At 58.8% G+C, this 15250-nt stretch carries 12 protein-coding genes; 3 read left to right on the forward strand and 9 right to left on the reverse strand.

All coding sequences use genetic code 11. The annotated features are described in order from the left end of the window. Nucleotides 1–14 precede the first annotated feature (14 nt). A complete protein-coding gene (locus JH25_RS04335) occupies nucleotides 15–1163 on the forward strand; it encodes a patatin-like phospholipase family protein (RefSeq protein ID WP_032880110.1) in 1149 nt (382 codons plus the stop codon). Between the two features lie 108 nt (nucleotides 1164–1271). On the opposite strand, the gene JH25_RS04330 is transcribed toward JH25_RS04335, so the two are convergent. The 8 genes from JH25_RS04330 to puuE form a co-directional block, all read right to left on the reverse strand. Next, the gene (locus JH25_RS04330) at nucleotides 1272–2057 is read right to left on the reverse strand and encodes an outer membrane protein OmpK (protein ID WP_005789957.1); all 786 of its coding nucleotides are present in this window, start codon (nucleotides 2055–2057) and stop codon (nucleotides 1272–1274) included. 23 nt (nucleotides 2058–2080) lie between these two features. Continuing rightward, nucleotides 2081–2452: a hypothetical protein gene (locus JH25_RS28770; protein WP_143508472.1), complete on the reverse strand. Its 372-nt coding sequence runs from the start codon at nucleotides 2450–2452 to the stop codon at nucleotides 2081–2083. Between the two features lie 44 nt (nucleotides 2453–2496). After that, the gene (locus tag JH25_RS04325; protein ID WP_032880111.1) at nucleotides 2497–3840 is read right to left on the reverse strand and encodes a nucleobase:cation symporter-2 family protein; all 1344 of its coding nucleotides are present in this window, start codon (nucleotides 3838–3840) and stop codon (nucleotides 2497–2499) included. Nucleotides 3841–4017: 177 nt separating this feature from the next. Further along, a complete protein-coding gene (locus tag JH25_RS04320; RefSeq protein ID WP_032880113.1) occupies nucleotides 4018–5301 on the reverse strand; it encodes a urate hydroxylase PuuD in 1284 nt (427 codons plus the stop codon). 51 nt (nucleotides 5302–5352) lie between these two features. Next, on the reverse strand, nucleotides 5353–5856 hold the full coding sequence (locus tag JH25_RS04315) for an ureidoglycolate lyase (RefSeq protein WP_005789953.1): 504 nt from the start codon (nucleotides 5854–5856) through the stop codon (nucleotides 5353–5355). A gap of 118 nt (nucleotides 5857–5974) precedes the next feature. Continuing rightward, entirely contained in the window at nucleotides 5975–6970 is a 996-nt protein-coding gene (gene alc, locus JH25_RS04310; protein WP_032880115.1) for an allantoicase, read from the reverse strand. Nucleotides 6971–7011: 41 nt separating this feature from the next. After that, nucleotides 7012–7527 carry a 2-oxo-4-hydroxy-4-carboxy-5-ureidoimidazoline decarboxylase gene (gene uraD, locus JH25_RS04305; RefSeq protein WP_032880116.1) on the reverse strand — a complete coding sequence of 172 codons (516 nt, stop codon included), beginning with the start codon at nucleotides 7525–7527 and terminating at the stop codon, nucleotides 7012–7014. Then, complete coding sequence (gene puuE / locus JH25_RS04300; protein WP_005789948.1) at nucleotides 7524–8450, reverse strand: allantoinase PuuE; 927 nt, start codon at nucleotides 8448–8450, stop codon at nucleotides 7524–7526. Before puuE ends, uraD begins: the two co-directional genes overlap by 4 nt. A gap of 431 nt (nucleotides 8451–8881) precedes the next feature. On the opposite strand from puuE, the gene uraH reads away from it, so the two are divergent. Together uraH and JH25_RS04290 are read left to right on the forward strand one after the other, a co-directional pair. Next, entirely contained in the window at nucleotides 8882–9235 is a 354-nt protein-coding gene (gene uraH, locus JH25_RS04295) for a hydroxyisourate hydrolase (protein WP_032880118.1), read from the forward strand. Nucleotides 9236–9393: 158 nt separating this feature from the next. Continuing rightward, nucleotides 9394–14628 carry a dermonecrotic toxin domain-containing protein gene (locus JH25_RS04290; protein WP_032880120.1) on the forward strand — a complete coding sequence of 1745 codons (5235 nt, stop codon included), beginning with the start codon at nucleotides 9394–9396 and terminating at the stop codon, nucleotides 14626–14628. Here JH25_RS04290 and JH25_RS04285 read toward each other — a convergent pair. Continuing rightward, entirely contained in the window at nucleotides 14612–15250 is a 639-nt protein-coding gene (locus tag JH25_RS04285; RefSeq protein ID WP_032880122.1) for a LysE family translocator, read from the reverse strand. The two genes, JH25_RS04290 and JH25_RS04285, sit on opposite strands and share 17 nt — an antisense overlap.

Raw genomic sequence — 15250 nt, forward strand, 5'->3', positions numbered from 1 at the left:
CACGGAGTGACGCAATGCGCTCAGTTGAACCGGTCACAGGCTTGATTCTTTCCGGCGGCGGGGCGCGAGCGGCGTATCAGGTGGGGGTGTTGGCGGCGATTGCCGAGTTGCTGCCACCGGGGGCGCCGAATCCATTTCCGGTGATTGTCGGCACCTCCGCCGGCGCGATCAATGCAGTGAGCCTGGCCAGTGGCGCTACCGATTTCTCGGCAGCGATCCAACGGCTGACGGCATTCTGGCAGGGCTTTCGCAGCCACCAGGTGCTGCGCAGCGACTGGCCTGGGGTAATACGCCAGGCCAGCCGTTTCCTCATCCACAGCCTATTGGGCCTGGGCGCCCAGGTGCCCGTGGCGCTGCTCAACAGCTCGCCACTGCGCGACTTGCTGCAAGAACGCTTGAACCTGGACGGCATCGACGAGGCTATTCGCCGCAAGCACTTGCAGGCAGTGGCGGTGACGGCGTTTGGCTATGAGTCCGGGCAAGCGGTGACTTTCTACCAGGGCGGCGGCACCATCGATGCATGGCTGCGCCATCGGCGTATCGGCGTGCCGACCCAACTGACGGTGGAGCACTTGCTGGCCAGTTCGGCGATTCCGCTGTTGTTTGCTCCGGTCAAACTCGACGAAGAGTACTTTGGCGATGGCGCGGTGCGGCAGTCAGCGCCCATCAGCCCGGCTTTGCACCTGGGCGCCAGCCGCGTGTTGGTGGTCGGCGTGAGCGGCAATCCCAGGGGCAATGAAGCGTCGACGCAACGTACCTACACCGGCCAGCAACCGACCCTGGCGCAAATCGGTGGGCATATGCTCAACAGCACCTTCATTGACAGCCTGGAAAGCGATATCGAACTGCTGGAGCGCTTGAACCAGTTTAGTCGGGTTGTCCCTGTCGACGCCGCGGTGCAGGGCCTGGCGCCGGTGGACGTGCTGGTGATTGCGCCCAGCCAGCCTATCGATGAAATCGCGGCGCGACATCGCCAGGAATTACCGGCGGCGTTGCGCTTGTTCCTGCGTGGGCCGGGGGCGACCAAGACCAGTGGCGCGGGGGTGTTGAGTTATTTGCTGTTCGAGGCGGGGTATTGCAGCGAGTTGATCGAGTTGGGGCGCAAGGATGCGCTGGCCAAACGCGACGAAATCACCCGATTCCTCGGCCTGACGCCGAACTGAATGTGGGAGCTGGCTTGCCTGCGATAGCGGTATGCCAGCCAACACTGCTGGCACAGACACACCGCGATCGCAGGCAAGCCAGCTCCCACAGGGAACCGCGATCAACCTTTAGAAGTGGTACTTGACCAGGAAGCTTGCGGTGTCCTGAGTCGTCTTGAACGCGCCGCTGTCTTCAATCCCGTACTTGTTCTTCCAGTAGTCGTATTCAAAACCTACATACAACTGCTTGTCGCCCCAGTGCAGCGCCTTGCCCAAGTCGTATTTGACCTGCGGGTTGAAGTGCAGGTTGGCGTGATAAGTGCCACGGGCGTTCTTGTCGTTATCCACCACCCAGTCCATGAAACCGTCGATCAGCACGTCGGAATTGCCCACGGGGATGGTGTACGACCACACCGGAGTGATCTGCCACACACCGTCACCCGGGCGATTGCCCTCGGTCTGGCGCTGGTAGAAATTCAACTGGAAGTAGTCAAAACCGGGGATGTTCAAGTCGAATGCCGGGCCCAGCAGGTAGGACTCGTTATCGCCCTCGCCGAACTCGTAGGTGAAGGCCAGCAGCACGTCCTTGATCGGGCCGAACGACAGGTCCTTGTCGAAAATCTTGCCGAACGACAAACGCGGGCTGAACTCGCCGTAGTAAGTGTTCGGGCCGACATTGCCGTCTTCCTTGCCGTTGTAAAAGATACGGTCGAGGAAGAAGAAGTTGTCGCCGTACTTCCATGCGTCGGCATGTTCGAAGGTGACGGTTTGCTGGATCTGCGGGTTGACGGTAAAGCTCTTGCCCCACAGGTAAGTCAGGCTGTTGTTCTGCCACTGCAACAAATCACCGGCTACGGCCTGGCCACCAGCCAGCAGGGATCCCGCCAGCATCAGGCCTTTGAACATGGGTTTCATTCGGTTGCTCCCGAGTTAAAGTTTTATGGTTTTTTTTCTTCTACGCAGGCGCTCTGGTATGGCGCCTTTTGGTTCGCTGCAAAAATCGTCTGTTCGGTCAGCTTTAATGCTGTTAGCAAGAGCTGCGCCAAGGTGTTTGAAAAGCCAAAAAATCCCCGTCGGCTGCAGCGGATGCAGTCGAATTCAGAGGACTTTTGCGCACTTTGGCAGCCAACATCAGGCCGGGATAAGTTGGCCTTGAAGTCAGCTTTTACATTCGCTGTTTTTTTTTGAGTCGATTCGAGCGGGCGCGGAGAATACTGGCTCCCAGGCCTGGGCTCAAGTGCGCTGTAACAGAGCGCGAGGGGCGAGAATGGGGCGCGGCGTGTGGCCGGCCCCGGTTGAAGGCTGTGCATGTGGCTGTTCCCTGTTTGTTGTTATTTTTGTACTAACAAAGGAATCAATGCGTATGGGCGACTTCGGGGCGTTCAGCGCCGCCGAGGATGTTGAACAGGATGTTCAGCGACAACGCGCTGAGTGTGGCCATGGCGATCCCGCTGTGGGTAATCGGGCTCATCCACAGTGGCAGTTGCGCGAAGAACTCCGGCCGTACCACGGGGATCAGGCCCATGCCGATGCTCACCGCTACCAATAGCTGGTTGCGACGGTCGGCGATGTCGGCTTCCTGCAGGATCTTGATCCCGGTCGCCGCCACCATGCCGAACATGGCTATCGCCGCGCCACCGAGTACTGCCGGCGGAATCGACGCGACCAGATAGGCGGCCTTGGGCAACAGGCTCAGCACAATCAGAAAGGCCCCGGCCATGATCGTGACCGAGCGGCAGCGCACGCCGGTCATTTGTACCAGGCCGATATTCTGCGCGAAGGAGGAGTGGGTAAAGGTGTTGAAGAAACCGGCAAAGAACGACGCGCCGGCGTCACACAACAGGCCGCGGCGCAGCATTTTCGGGGTGACCTCCTGGCCGGTGATCTTGCCCAGGGCGAGGAACATGCCGGTGGACTCGACAAAGATAATCACCACCACCAGGCACATCGACAGGATCGGCGCCAACTCGAACTTGGGCATACCGAAGTGCAACGGCGTGACCACCTGCACCCAGGGCGCCTGGGCCAGGCCACTGAGGTCGACCATGCCGATAACGCCGCACAACCCGTAACCCAGGCCCATGCCGATCAGCACCGAGATATTCACCCAGAAGCCGCGCATGAAGCGGTTGATCAGCAGGATGGTCGCCAGCACCAGGGCGGCAATCGCCAGATACACCGGCGAGCCGAACGTGGCGGCAGCGCTGCCGCCACCGGCCCAGTTCACGGCCACGGGAAACAGCGAGAGGCCGATGGCGGTAATGACGGTACCGGTTACCAGCGGCGGGAAAAAGCGCACAACCTTGGACATGAATGGCGCGATAAGGATGCCGAAGAACCCGGCGGCGATAGTCGCGCCGAAGATGCCTTGCAAACCGATACCGGGCATACCGGCCATGGCGACCATGCTGCCGACGGCGGCGAAGCTGGCACCCATCATCACCGGCATACGGATACCTACCGGGCCGATGCCGAACGACTGCACCATGGTGGCGATACCGGCCACCAGCAGGTCGGCGTTGATCAGGAAGGCGATTTCTTCACGGCTCAAGCCTGCGGCCTGGCCAATGATCAGGGGGACGGCGACGGCGCCGCCGTACATCAGCAAGACGTGTTGCAAGCCAACCAGAATCAGTTGCAAGAGGGGCAGCCGCACCATGGCGGGTGCGGCAGGAGTCTGCGTTTCTAACTGGGACATGCAACACCTCGAATCTTTTTATTTTTGTGTTGTTTGCAAAGCAATTTTCAAAACACGGCAGATCTCAATTGTGGGAGCTGGCTTGCCTGCGATAGCGCAGGGTCGGCAACTCATCCGGTGACTGACACACTGCTATCGCAGGCAAGCCAGCTCCCACATTGGTCCCGTGTGAAACAGTCAGTTGGTGCGGGCCCCCTGATTGATCCAGGTGCCGATCAGGTCTCTTTCCTGCTGGGTCATCTGGGTAATATTGCCCAACGGCATGATCTGGCTGGCCACGGCCTGCGCTTGAATACGCGCGGCCTGCTGCTGGATCTGTGTCGGTGTGTCGAACATCACCCCAGCCGGAGCGGTGCTGAACAACGGGCTGGTGGGCTTGGCCGAATGGCACACGGTGCAGCGTTGCTCGATCACATGGTGCACCTGGCCGAAGTCGGTCGTGGCCTGGGCCGGTGCCGGTTCAGCGGCGGGGGCGGCAGGCGCTGCGGGTTTCAAGCCACCGCCCAGGGCGGTTTCCGGCAGCGGCTGGTACTCGATCGCAGCAGGTGCCTTGGCAATCGGTTCTGCAGGTTTGGGCCCGGTTACATACGCCAGGCTGATCATCGCCAACGCGCCCACCGGCAAGGTCCACGCATACTTCTGGCTGTCATGCCGGGTGTTGAAGTAGTGCCTTACCAGCACCGCCGCCACTGCGATCCCGGCCAGGATCAGCCAGTTGTATTGGCTGCCGTAGGTACTCGGGAAGTGGTTGCTGATCATGATGAACAGCACCGGCAAGGTGAAGTAGTTGTTGTGGCGTGAACGCAGCAAGCCCTTGGCCGGCAGCGCCGGATCCGGTGTGCGGTTCTCGGCGATGGCTGCCACCAGTGCACGCTGGGCGGGCATGATGATGCGGAACACGTTACCGACCATGATCGTACCGATCACCGCACCCACGTGCAGGTAGGCGCCACGGCCGCTGAACACCTTGCTGAAGCCATACGCCGCCGCAATCAGCAGCACGAACAGGATCAAGCCGAGCAGGGCAGGGCGCTTGCCCAGGGCCGAGTCGCAGAGGAAGGAGTAGATGAACCAGCCGGCGAACAGTGAGCCGATGCCCAGCAATACGCCTTCGGTGCCGCTGAGGCTGCTGCCGGGGGCGAGCAGGTACAGCGTGGGGTTGAGGTAGAACACCACGCAGAGCAGTGCGACGCCCGACATCCAGGTGAAGTAGGCTTCCCATTTGAACCAGTGCAGGTTGTCCGGCATGGTCGGCGGAGCCAGTTTGTATTTTTCCAGGTGGTAGATACCGCCACCGTGGATCGCCCACAAGTCACCGGCCAGGCCGTTCTTGGGGTTGACGCGATTGAGGTTGTTTTCCAGCCAGACAAAGTAGAACGAAGCGCCGATCCAGGCGACGCCAGTGATCATGTGAACCCAGCGCACGCTCAGGTTCAGCCATTCCAACAGATGTGCTTCCACAGTCTTTACCTCTCGCCTGTCACCCTTGTTGTCGGGTGATCCGGCCTTCTCTTATTGGTGGGGGGCGAGGATCAACCGCTCATCCTCTTTGAAAAAATGCTCATCGCAGTTATTGCCTGTGCCACTGCGATCAACCACCAGGAAGTCATCCCGCTTTTCGATCGTCAGCACCGGGTGGTGCCAGACGCCGCGATGGTAATTGATGCCCTGCCTGCCGTTGGTAACGAAGGCGCGGACCAAGCCTGATACAGGTGCATCGCCAAGTGGCGCGACCACGATCAGAAAGGGGTTGCCGAGCAGCGGTATGAACGCCTGGCTGCCCAGCGGGTGTCTCTCCAGCATGCACACGGTCAACGGCATGTCCTGCGCGTCGGCGCGGAAGATGCTGATGATGGCGTGGTCTTCAGGCTGTGCTGTTTCGACCGTTGCCAGTTTGTGAAAGCGCATGGTCGACCCGTTGTTGATCATGAAGTGATCGCTGCCATCGGTTTCGATAACGTCTCCGAAAGGGGCGAAGGCTTCTTTGGTCAGGGGTTCGATCATCAGTGTGCGCATGGCTGTCTCTTATCCGAATACTGTGTTGTTTGGTCTATTGCTATCGCGGGCAAGCCCGCTCCCACATTTGGAATGCATTCCCCTGTGGGAACTGGCTTGCCTGCGATGGCATCACCGCTTATTTCGACACTTTGCCCAGGACGCGCAGGCGACTCACACCGCCATCCGGGAACACATTCAGGCGGATATGGGTAATCGGCCCCAGCGCCTTGATCTGCTCGGCGAAGGTGTGTTCTGCGTGCATTTCCAGTTTCTGCGCCGGCAACAGTTCACGCCAGAACAGCGATTGGGTTTCGATCTGGCTGTCGGTGCCGCCTCTGACGAAGGCGCCCTGGATCGAGCAGGTGTCCGGGTAGTTGCCCTTGAAGTGCAGGGTGTCGACGATGATCTTTTCGATCTCGCCCGGGTGGCCCAACGCGACGATCACCCAGTCATTGCCCGGTGTACGACGACGCGCGGTTTCCCAGCCATCACCCATGTTGATGCCACGGCCCGGGTTGAGGATGTTGCTCATGCGGCCGAAGTGTTCATCGGAGCAGGCCAGGGCACGACCGCCATTGAGCGCGGCAGCCAGGTCGACCTGTTCGTTGTCGCCCACCGAAGACCAATCGCGGAACGGCACGCCATACACACGCAGACGGGCGACGCCGCCATCCGGGTAGATGTTGAAGCGCAGGTGGCTGAACGCCTGGTCGTTGTTGATCTCGTGGTAGTGGTGACTGTTGCCTTGCAGCTCTACCGCCGACAGCACTTCAACCCATTGGGTATTGGCGTCCGGCTCGCCCGAGGCCAGGAAGCAGGCTTCCAGTGAGGCCGACGGCGGGAAGTTGCCGGTGAAGAATGAAGTGTCGATGTCCACGCCTTTGATCGAACCCGGCACGCCCAGGCGGATCACCGCGCTGTCGTAGCCTTCGAAGCGCTTGCGGCGTGACTCCCAGCCGTCCATCCACTTGCCGTTGTCATCGAAAACGCCCTCCTTCCACACGGCCGGGGTCGGCTGGAACAGGCGGTTGGCGTCGGCGAACCAGTCATCGGTCACCGAGATGATCTTGGTGCCCAGGCGGGCGTCGGCCAGGTTGACGAACTTTTCGAAAGGTACGGCGTAAGCTTTCATTCTTCTTGTCTGCCTTGGATAGAGTGGCTGGGGATGGTTGTTTAGAGGGTCAATAAACGGAACAACGCGATCTTGTTGATCTCGTCCAGCGCGCACTTGAACTCGGTGTCTGTCGAGTTATGGATGCGCGTTTCGAACGCGGCGAGAATCTGGTGCCGGTTGCTGCCTTTTACCGCCATGATGAAGGGAAACTTGAACTTGGCCTTGTAGGCGTCATTCAGCTCGGTGAAGCGAGAAAACTCTTCGGCCGTGCATTGGTGGATACCGGCGCCAGCCTGTTCATTGGTGCTGGCTTCGGTCAGTTGGCCCTGGACGGCCGCGCGGCCTGCCAGGTCCGGGTGAGCATTGATCAGGGCCAACTGGCTTTGATGATCAGCGCTCAACAGGATATCGCTCATGCGCTGGTGCAGGGTTTCGATCTGGTCGATCGACCTATCCTGGCCCAGCTCGAAGGCCTTTTCGGCCACCCATGGCGAGTGTTCGTAAATATCGGCAAAGGCAGCGACGAAGGCGTCGCGGCTCAGGGTCGACGGTTGCAAGGTCTGGAACGCAGTCATTTCGCCGCTCCCGTGCAGGGGTGGGTTTGGTGCCAGTGACGGGCGATGTCCACGCGGCGGGTGAACCACACCTGATCATGGCCTTTGACGTATTCAATGAAGCGCTTGAGCGAGGCCAGGCGTGCCGGGCGGCCGATGAGGCGGCAATGCAGGCCGATCGAAAGCATCTTCGGCGCTTCGGCGCCTTCGGCATACAGCACGTCGAAGGCATCCTTGAGGTATTCGAAAAAGTCGTCGCCCTTGTTGAAACCCTGCACCTGGGTGAAGCGCATGTCGTTGGTGTCCAGGGTGTAGGGGATCACCAGGTGCGGCTTGCCGTTAGGGGTATTGGGTTCCCAGTAGGGCAGGTCGTCGTCATAGGTGTCGCAGTCATACAGGAAACCGCCTTCCTCCATCACCAGGCGGCGGGTGTTGGGGCCGGTACGACCGGTGTACCAGCCCAGTGGGCGTTCGCCGGTCAGCTCGGTGAGGATGCGGATGGCTTCGAGCATGTGCTCGCGCTCCTGGGCCTCGTCCATGTACTGGTAGTCGATCCAGCGGTAGCCGTGGCTGCAAATCTCGTGGCCGGCGGCGACCATGGCGCGGATTACATCCGGATGACGCTGGGCAGCCATGGCCACGGCGAAGATAGTCAGCGGTATGTCGAACTCTTTGAACAACTTGAGGATGCGCCACACCCCAGCACGGCTGCCATATTCGTACAGCGACTCCATGCTCATGTTGCGCTCGCCTTGCAGCGGCTGGGCCGAGACCATTTCCGAAAGGAAGGCTTCAGACTCTTTGTCGCCATGCAGGATATTGCGCTCGCCGCCCTCTTCGTAGTTGAGTACGAACGACAGCGCAATGCGTGCGTTGCCCGGCCAGTGGGGGTGAGGAGGGTTACTGCCGTAACCGATCAGGTCGCGTGGGTAGTCAGCGCTCACTGCAGTCTTCCTTCTTGTTCGTGGTAGCTAGGTGCGTGGCGGCCGGGCAGTGGAAAGACTGGGTGGCGTCACAGCGATGAGTGATTGTATACAACTTATCGCAAACTTTGTAAGCCTGCATTTCTGCATTTTTTCTGAACGGTCTGTCTGCAAGAAACTTGCCTAAGTGGTCAGGTTAAAATGAAAAAGCCCACTGCAGGAGCGAGCTTGCTCGCGAAAACCCTGAGGGCGCCACTTTTCATTCTGAGAGCCCGCGTCATCGTTGGCGTTTTTCGCGAGCAAGCTCGCTCCTACAGGAGGGTGGAAGCGCTGTGAAATTTATTGTGTACAATTTTTTATAAAAGTGTCTTAATCGGCCATCGCCGGCTCTTTCACTGCCCTGAAAGAGTGCGGGTTTCTCTATGACTGACTTCGGGAGGCGCATAAAAGCCATGGGACGTTTGACCACACACGTTTTGGACGCCGCACACGGCTGCCCCGGCAGCGCGATCAAGGTCGAGTTGTATCGCGTCGAAGGCGCGCAGCTTGAACTGGTGGGTAGCGCCGTGACTAATAGCGACGGCCGTTGCGACGCGCCGCTGCTGCAAGGCGATGACTACCGCAGCGGTGTCTACCAATTGCAATTCAGCGCTGGCGACTACTACCGCGCCCGCAGTGTGCAACTGCCGGAGCAGGCTTTTCTCGACGTGGTGGTATTGCGTTTCGGCATCAGCGCCGAACAAGACCATTACCATGTGCCACTGCTGATTTCGCCTTACAGCTACTCCACCTATCGCGGTAGCTGAGTCGTCACCTCGCTTCACACCCCCCCCAAAAATGCTCTTCGTTGGTTTCGCCCGCGCACACTGCGGGCTTTTTTTGCGCGTGCTGCGTTCAACTATCTAAAGCCTTAAGTGCCTGTGCGTTGCCTAGGCTCGGTGTTTTCCTCAATCAAGAAAACATCATGGCCTCACTCAACCACATCCCCGACCCAGAAGATCCGGAGATCGCTGCTCAAGCAACGCTTCAGGGTATGCGCAGCCAGCTGACCCGGCGAATCAACGCTCACGCCCATCCAAGCCGCCTGATCAATCAGATTGCTTTTGCCGAACTGCGCTGCGTCGAGGTAATAAAGGTGCTTGGAAGGCTGATAGCGCGCGCGCCAAAAGTTTTGTGGGTGATCCGCGACGAGCTACGCAAAGAGTTTGAAATAGACCCGGACACCCTGCTGTTCACCGTGCCCAAACCACCAGCAGAACCCCAGAAAGTCGACAGCCTGACTGATCGGGCGCTGCTGTCACTGGCCTTGCCCGCAGTGCCGATCAACCTGAATCAGTTCACTGCCCTGAGCGTCAAGGGTGACCCGACTCGCCAGTTGCCTTATACGCCGTTGCAAGTGCTGCAGCGAGTTATCGCCATGAAGCTGCAAGACAGAATTGCCTGGTCGGCCACGCCTTATTGGGACGCGCTGCAGCCCGGTTCCTCGCAAACACGCAGGGGGTATTGGGCAGAGCTGCACGCCGAACTCTTCGCTGACCGGGCTTTTATGGCGCAGCAATTGGACGAGCTGTCGAGTGCCGGGATGGCTCTGCTTCAGGCCCTGATCGACGCACCCAGTGCTGGGGCGCGCCAGCGAGCAGGGGGCGATTGGGCCACTGTGCGAGCGAGTTCGTTGATGTGGCCGGGTACGCCTGCGGTTGCAATTCCCGGTGCATTGCATATCTACCGTGAAGGCGATCCTGATGGTGCACCGCATGTGATTTACCTGCCGGGTGTGGTGCGCAATTTCTACGAGTACCCGTCCTTCTTCGACCTGCAATGCGGTTTGGTAAAGTTGGCCAGTGAGTCACTGTTCGACGAACTCTGGCAATGCCTGCCGTTAGAGCGCCGACATGAGTTGTGTCGGCCTACGGACCTGACCCCCGCGTTAAGCGTGGATCGCGGTTCGACAATCTCCGGTGATGCGCTGGCGATGAGCGCGCAAGCGTTGCTGGAAGGTCAATGGGAAAACGAGCTGGCCTGTGCGCTGGCGATCAATCACGCACACGTGTTTTCTCCAAAAAAGCCGCGACCTCAACCGCTGACCGCTGTGCCTTTTCTGCGTTTTATCGAGCGTGCAAGGAAGCAACTGGTCGGTAAAGTCCGGCTTGGGACCCTCCTCTATCAATTGCTCAAGTGGGACGAGCAGCGACGACGCGCAGAAATTATCTTTGCCAGCACCGCGCCCGGCCTGGCCCTGCTCACCGCAGAACAGCAGGTCAAACGCTACGAAAAAGGTCTGCTCGCACTATTCAACGCCGATGACCTGAGCGTCGAGACTGCAGCGCTTGAGGAATTTGTGGTGCTTGAGAGCCAACTCAAAGCGCATAAAGAAGCGTTGAATTCGCTGATTAACGGTGCACAGCAGCGGCTCTACGATATGCCTTTTTGGATTGAGCGCCCAACCGGTGCGCACAAACGTTATGCCTTGTTCCTGCGTGCCCATGTCGAGGCCCTGCGCTGTGAGGTTCAGTTGCAACACCGGCTCAAGCTGATACCCACTGCACATCAGGACTTGGTGATGGAGGTCGTGGAGCGGCTGTCGACATCCAAATACGTGGGCGGTAAAGCCCAGGTGTTTTCGGTCTCTGTGGGCAGCGTGCAGGCTGCCTTCTACCCGCTTCATAACGTTTGGGTAGTGGCTCGGGCGACGGCGATGAAGCACCCGTCCCGTGGGGTTCCGGTCGCGCTGTATGCATTCGGGCAATATGGCGGGCTGAAGGCTTTTTCAGGCCTGGACGCTTTGACCCGCGGTCTGAAAGCCAGCCTCGGGAGCAGTGATGATTCGGTCCTGTGGGGCTGTATAGAGCACGATAAGCGTCACGACTTACGTGACCATGCCCGGCGTGAAACCCTGACGGTGCGCTATGAACCCATTGAGGGGAACCCTGCGACGGTTTCTTTCAAACACTTGATGGCCTACTACTTTCGCTTGAACAAGCGCATTGAGGGTACTGCCGGTCTGTTCAATGAGGTAAAAGATGCCGAGCTGAGCCGTTTGTTGCTATTGGCTGAGCTGGACGCGCACTTGAAGATTCCCGACAGTCCCGCCTTGAACCAGGCTCAGGCCAACATTGATCTTCTGCGCAAGGCTGCGCTTGAGGCAAAAAAATTGCCACAGTGGTTAGCGGGCGCAACACCTGCCCAGCTTAAACACTTCAAGCGCTTGCAGCGCCGGTACCTGAGCAGCGCCTTTGCCTCTGAAAGCCTGCTTGAACGCGCTCTGAGTGACTTGGAAACGTTCGCCCGCCGCAAGTTGATCGCCCGCTTAACCGAGGATGGTTTCTACCCGGAGCTGGACATCGACAAGCCCCTGATCACGATGCCGGATGATGTCAGAGGCAGCTTCTGCGGTAATCAAAGCCACTGCACGCCGGGTGATCGCGGGCAGGTCCTGACCCCAAGTACTCAAACCACAACCTTCAGCATGTTACAGCTGGCATTGCATAATCTTGATCCGCAAGCACCCTGGGTGCCTTGGCGATTGAATCGAGCACGCTATCTGCAACCGCAGTGGAAGCAACGGCTGAACAAGGAATATCTGATCAAGACAGTCTCTTCGCTGGATATCGGCGGAAACTACGACACGCAGATCAACCATACCTTCTACCCCACGGTTAAAGCCAAACCGAGTCTGGATGCCAGTCGCATTCCTGCGCTGATCAATCGCACGCTGGATGAATGCGCTCACATGCAGCTTTTTTCGGCGGTTCAACAAGGGCTAAGCACCTTTGCACAGAGCCTGTTCAGCACGGCGATGGCGGCGCGAACGCCTGAGGACCTGCTGAAAAACGGGTATGATTTGAAGTTGTACGTCGTTCATCTGGCGGCGCACACGATGCAGCATGATCGCTATATCTCAGGGGTCGTGGTCATGCAGGATCAGGGCAGCGGGCGCTGCGTAGTTTACTGGCCTGCTGCGCCGCATGCCTTGATCATCACCGAGTACATCAGCGTGGCGATGGCGCGGGTAGAACTCAGTCGCGTTGCCGCTTCGGCTGACCTTGTAAAGTTACTGGCGCGGCAGGTAGCGCCCGGTTGGGCATTTGACGCAATCATTCATGACGCCGATGAAGCAGGAGAGCCTGGATGGCTTTCTGTCATGCCGGATGCTTATTATTTCGAAGGTAAGTGGAGGCTCCCTGGTTTTGTTCGCTCCTTCAGCATTACACATCTGCAACCGACGCCAGTGCTCGATGAGATCGAAAAACTGATCCGCGAGCAAATTGCCAGTAACCCGTCAAACTGGCTGGCGATCGTTCCCATATCCCACAGTGAACCCAGGGCATTGCTGTATTACGCCAATGTGCTGGATTTGCAACGCCGCACTCAAGCGGCGAGTAATTCCGGCAAGGTGCTGGATGAGTATCGTGTCCGCCGCCTTGCGGAGCAGACTGATAGCAGCCTGCGAGCGCTCATATCGTTTTTCTTTCCGTTATTTGCGCTGGCTAACTCCTTTTATGAATTGCTGATTGTGGCACGACGTTTTCACCGTTTCGCAGACCCCAGTGATGTCGTGGATATTGTGTTTATGACCCAGTATCTGGTGTTCGATTTGTGGCAGACCTTTACCCCCGGCCCCAAGTTCAGAGGCGTAGCGGCGGGTATCGTGCGGCGCCCGCTGGGGGCGGTGTTGAATCGGATACATCGTTCGCATTTCAGCAGTGGCCGAGTGCTGCGTCAGGCTGCGCCTTCTGCGGCCGCGTTAAAACCCTTGGACCGTTTCAAAGTCAAGGGCGTGCCTCCGGATGCTGTGGCGCTCAAAGGGCGTGGCAGGGAGGGCGTTTATGTGAAAGACGGTCAGCAATTTGTAACGGATGACACTCACCATTATCCCGTTTACCAACGTGATAGCGAGTCTGCGTTTCGGCTGAGAAACATGCTGAAAAGCGGTGAGGATGAGTTGGTCCTGAATATCCATCAGCCCAAGGAGTGGTTGCTGGAGGCCGATAATCCTCAACCTGGGCCCAGCTCCGGGGTGCATGACCCATGGCGCGCTCCCCGGGCGCCCTCGTCGGATTGGCAACCCCCTCGTGAGCGCATGGCGACTGAGAACCGGATTGTCCAGTCACGTACAACGGACACCCAGTGGTTGAGTTGGCGTGCTCAAGTTCACCCCCGTGACATTGTGGGCTTCCCTGCGCCTGGAGTGTTTGAGGTTGGCTCGGCTCCCAGAGGTTCTTCGCTCAATGCCAGGTTTTTGCGCGTGGCTCCTCCTTATACCGACTTCCAGGATCCGAACAGCGGTTTTTACCGGATGCTCCCGCAGGGCGACCATGCATCGTTGACTGACCTGGTGTTTATCACCCGAAATGAGCCACCGGGGCCATCCGCGCGAGCCGATATCATGCGCTGGACCAGCACTGATATTCGCGACCAGCCCATTCCTGTATCACGCCTGCCTACAGGTGAATGGCAACATCATTCGGCGCTGTTCGACAGTTCGTTGGAGCACTCTGTGGGCAGGGCCTTTCCCTCCATGACGAATGAAGCTCGAAAGTTTACCGTCATGAGAATGATTGAATTGGCAGATCCTTCCCACTCTGCCACGGCAAGCCATTTGCTCGGCATCCGCGCGACGCTGGACGAATGGCTACCCCCGCTCCCTGCGAGGAGCGGCCAAACGGACGATTTACTACGGATGTTGCGGACTAATGAACGGCGCAAGCAATATCTATACGTCGGTTTCGAAGGCAAGGCACCCGGCTTCACGCGCGTTGATTTCACGCCGCCTCATCCGTTAGACCCGAGCCTGCAATATGGTGTCGTCCCGGTCAGGACGCAGAGGCTTGAAGCGGAGCGCGCCGCCGTCAGGACCGTGCTGGAGCAGCAGGGTTACCGCGTCGAGGACTTGTCTGTGCGGCGCGCAGGGATGCGTTTTGGAGAACCCAGTATTGAATCAGTCGTTACTCATCCCCGTTCGAACACCATTTACTACGTGGCCTACCAATGGCTTGAACTGGGGCGAATGACCGTGAGAGGGAAGCTTTCGAACCGTTGGGTTCGGATAGCCATCAACTCACACCCCGACTCTCTTTTATTAAGGGCAGTTGACACCGCGATGCAGGAACAGCGCTTGGTGCGGATTGTGGCCGGCATCCAATGGCCCACAAAGGGGCGTCTCGATCCAACTGTTTATTTCGTCAAATTGACCCCTTAGCATTGATGAGTGCCATCGCACCGGCGCCGCCGAACAGTGCCGCGCTGATGCGGTTGAACCAGCTCTGGCCCGAACCGCTGCGCAAGTAACGCGCCGCGCCATGGGCACCCAGACCGTAGGCCAGCTTGCACAGCAGGTCGAGCACCGTCCAGGTGGCGATCATGATCAGCAATTGCGGCAGGAACGGTTGCTGGCTGCTGAGAAACTGCGGCAGGAAGGCAGCGAAAAACAGGATGTCCTTGGGGTTGCTGGCGCCCAACACAAAGGCTCGCCCAAACAACGCACGAAAGCGCGGTACAGACGGCGTTTGTGGGACTTCGGCGCCTTCGCTCGGCAGACGCGATTGCTGCCAGCTCTGCCAGGCCAGGTAGAACAGGTACAGCGCGCCGACAATTTTCAAGGCACTGAACAGCTGTTCCGAGGCCAGCAACAAGGCCCCCAGACCCAAGGCCGAAGCACTCAACAGGCAGATCGACGCAAACACTCCGCCCAAAAACGCCGGGTACGAGCGGCGCAGGCCGTAGTTGAGACTGTTGCTGATCATCAGCAGCGACAATGGCCCTGGAATCAGGATCACGATCAATGCAGCCCCACTGAACAGCAGCCAGGTATCCAGGTTCAT

This window comes from Pseudomonas sp. BRG-100, assembly GCF_000737955.1.
Classification (GTDB): Bacteria; Pseudomonadota; Gammaproteobacteria; order Pseudomonadales; family Pseudomonadaceae; genus Aquipseudomonas; species Aquipseudomonas synxantha_A.

Coding starts and splice junctions, on each gene's coding strand:
- JH25_RS04335 (WP_032880110.1), top strand. CDS start 15: ATGCGCTCAGTTGAACCGGTCACAGGCTTGATTCTTTCCGGCGGCGGG.
- JH25_RS04330 (WP_005789957.1), bottom strand. CDS start 2,057: ATGAAACCCATGTTCAAAGGCCTGATGCTGGCGGGATCCCTGCTGGCT.
- JH25_RS28770 (WP_143508472.1), bottom strand. CDS start 2,452: ATGCACAGCCTTCAACCGGGGCCGGCCACACGCCGCGCCCCATTCTCG.
- JH25_RS04325 (WP_032880111.1), bottom strand. CDS start 3,840: ATGTCCCAGTTAGAAACGCAGACTCCTGCCGCACCCGCCATGGTGCGG.
- JH25_RS04315 (WP_005789953.1), bottom strand. CDS start 5,856: ATGCGCACACTGATGATCGAACCCCTGACCAAAGAAGCCTTCGCCCCT.
- alc (WP_032880115.1), bottom strand. CDS start 6,970: ATGAAAGCTTACGCCGTACCTTTCGAAAAGTTCGTCAACCTGGCCGAC.
- uraD (WP_032880116.1), bottom strand. CDS start 7,527: ATGACTGCGTTCCAGACCTTGCAACCGTCGACCCTGAGCCGCGACGCC.
- uraH (WP_032880118.1), top strand. CDS start 8,882: ATGGGACGTTTGACCACACACGTTTTGGACGCCGCACACGGCTGCCCC.
- JH25_RS04290 (WP_032880120.1), top strand. CDS start 9,394: ATGGCCTCACTCAACCACATCCCCGACCCAGAAGATCCGGAGATCGCT.
- JH25_RS04285 (WP_032880122.1), bottom strand. CDS start 15,250: ATGAACCTGGATACCTGGCTGCTGTTCAGTGGGGCTGCATTGATCGTG.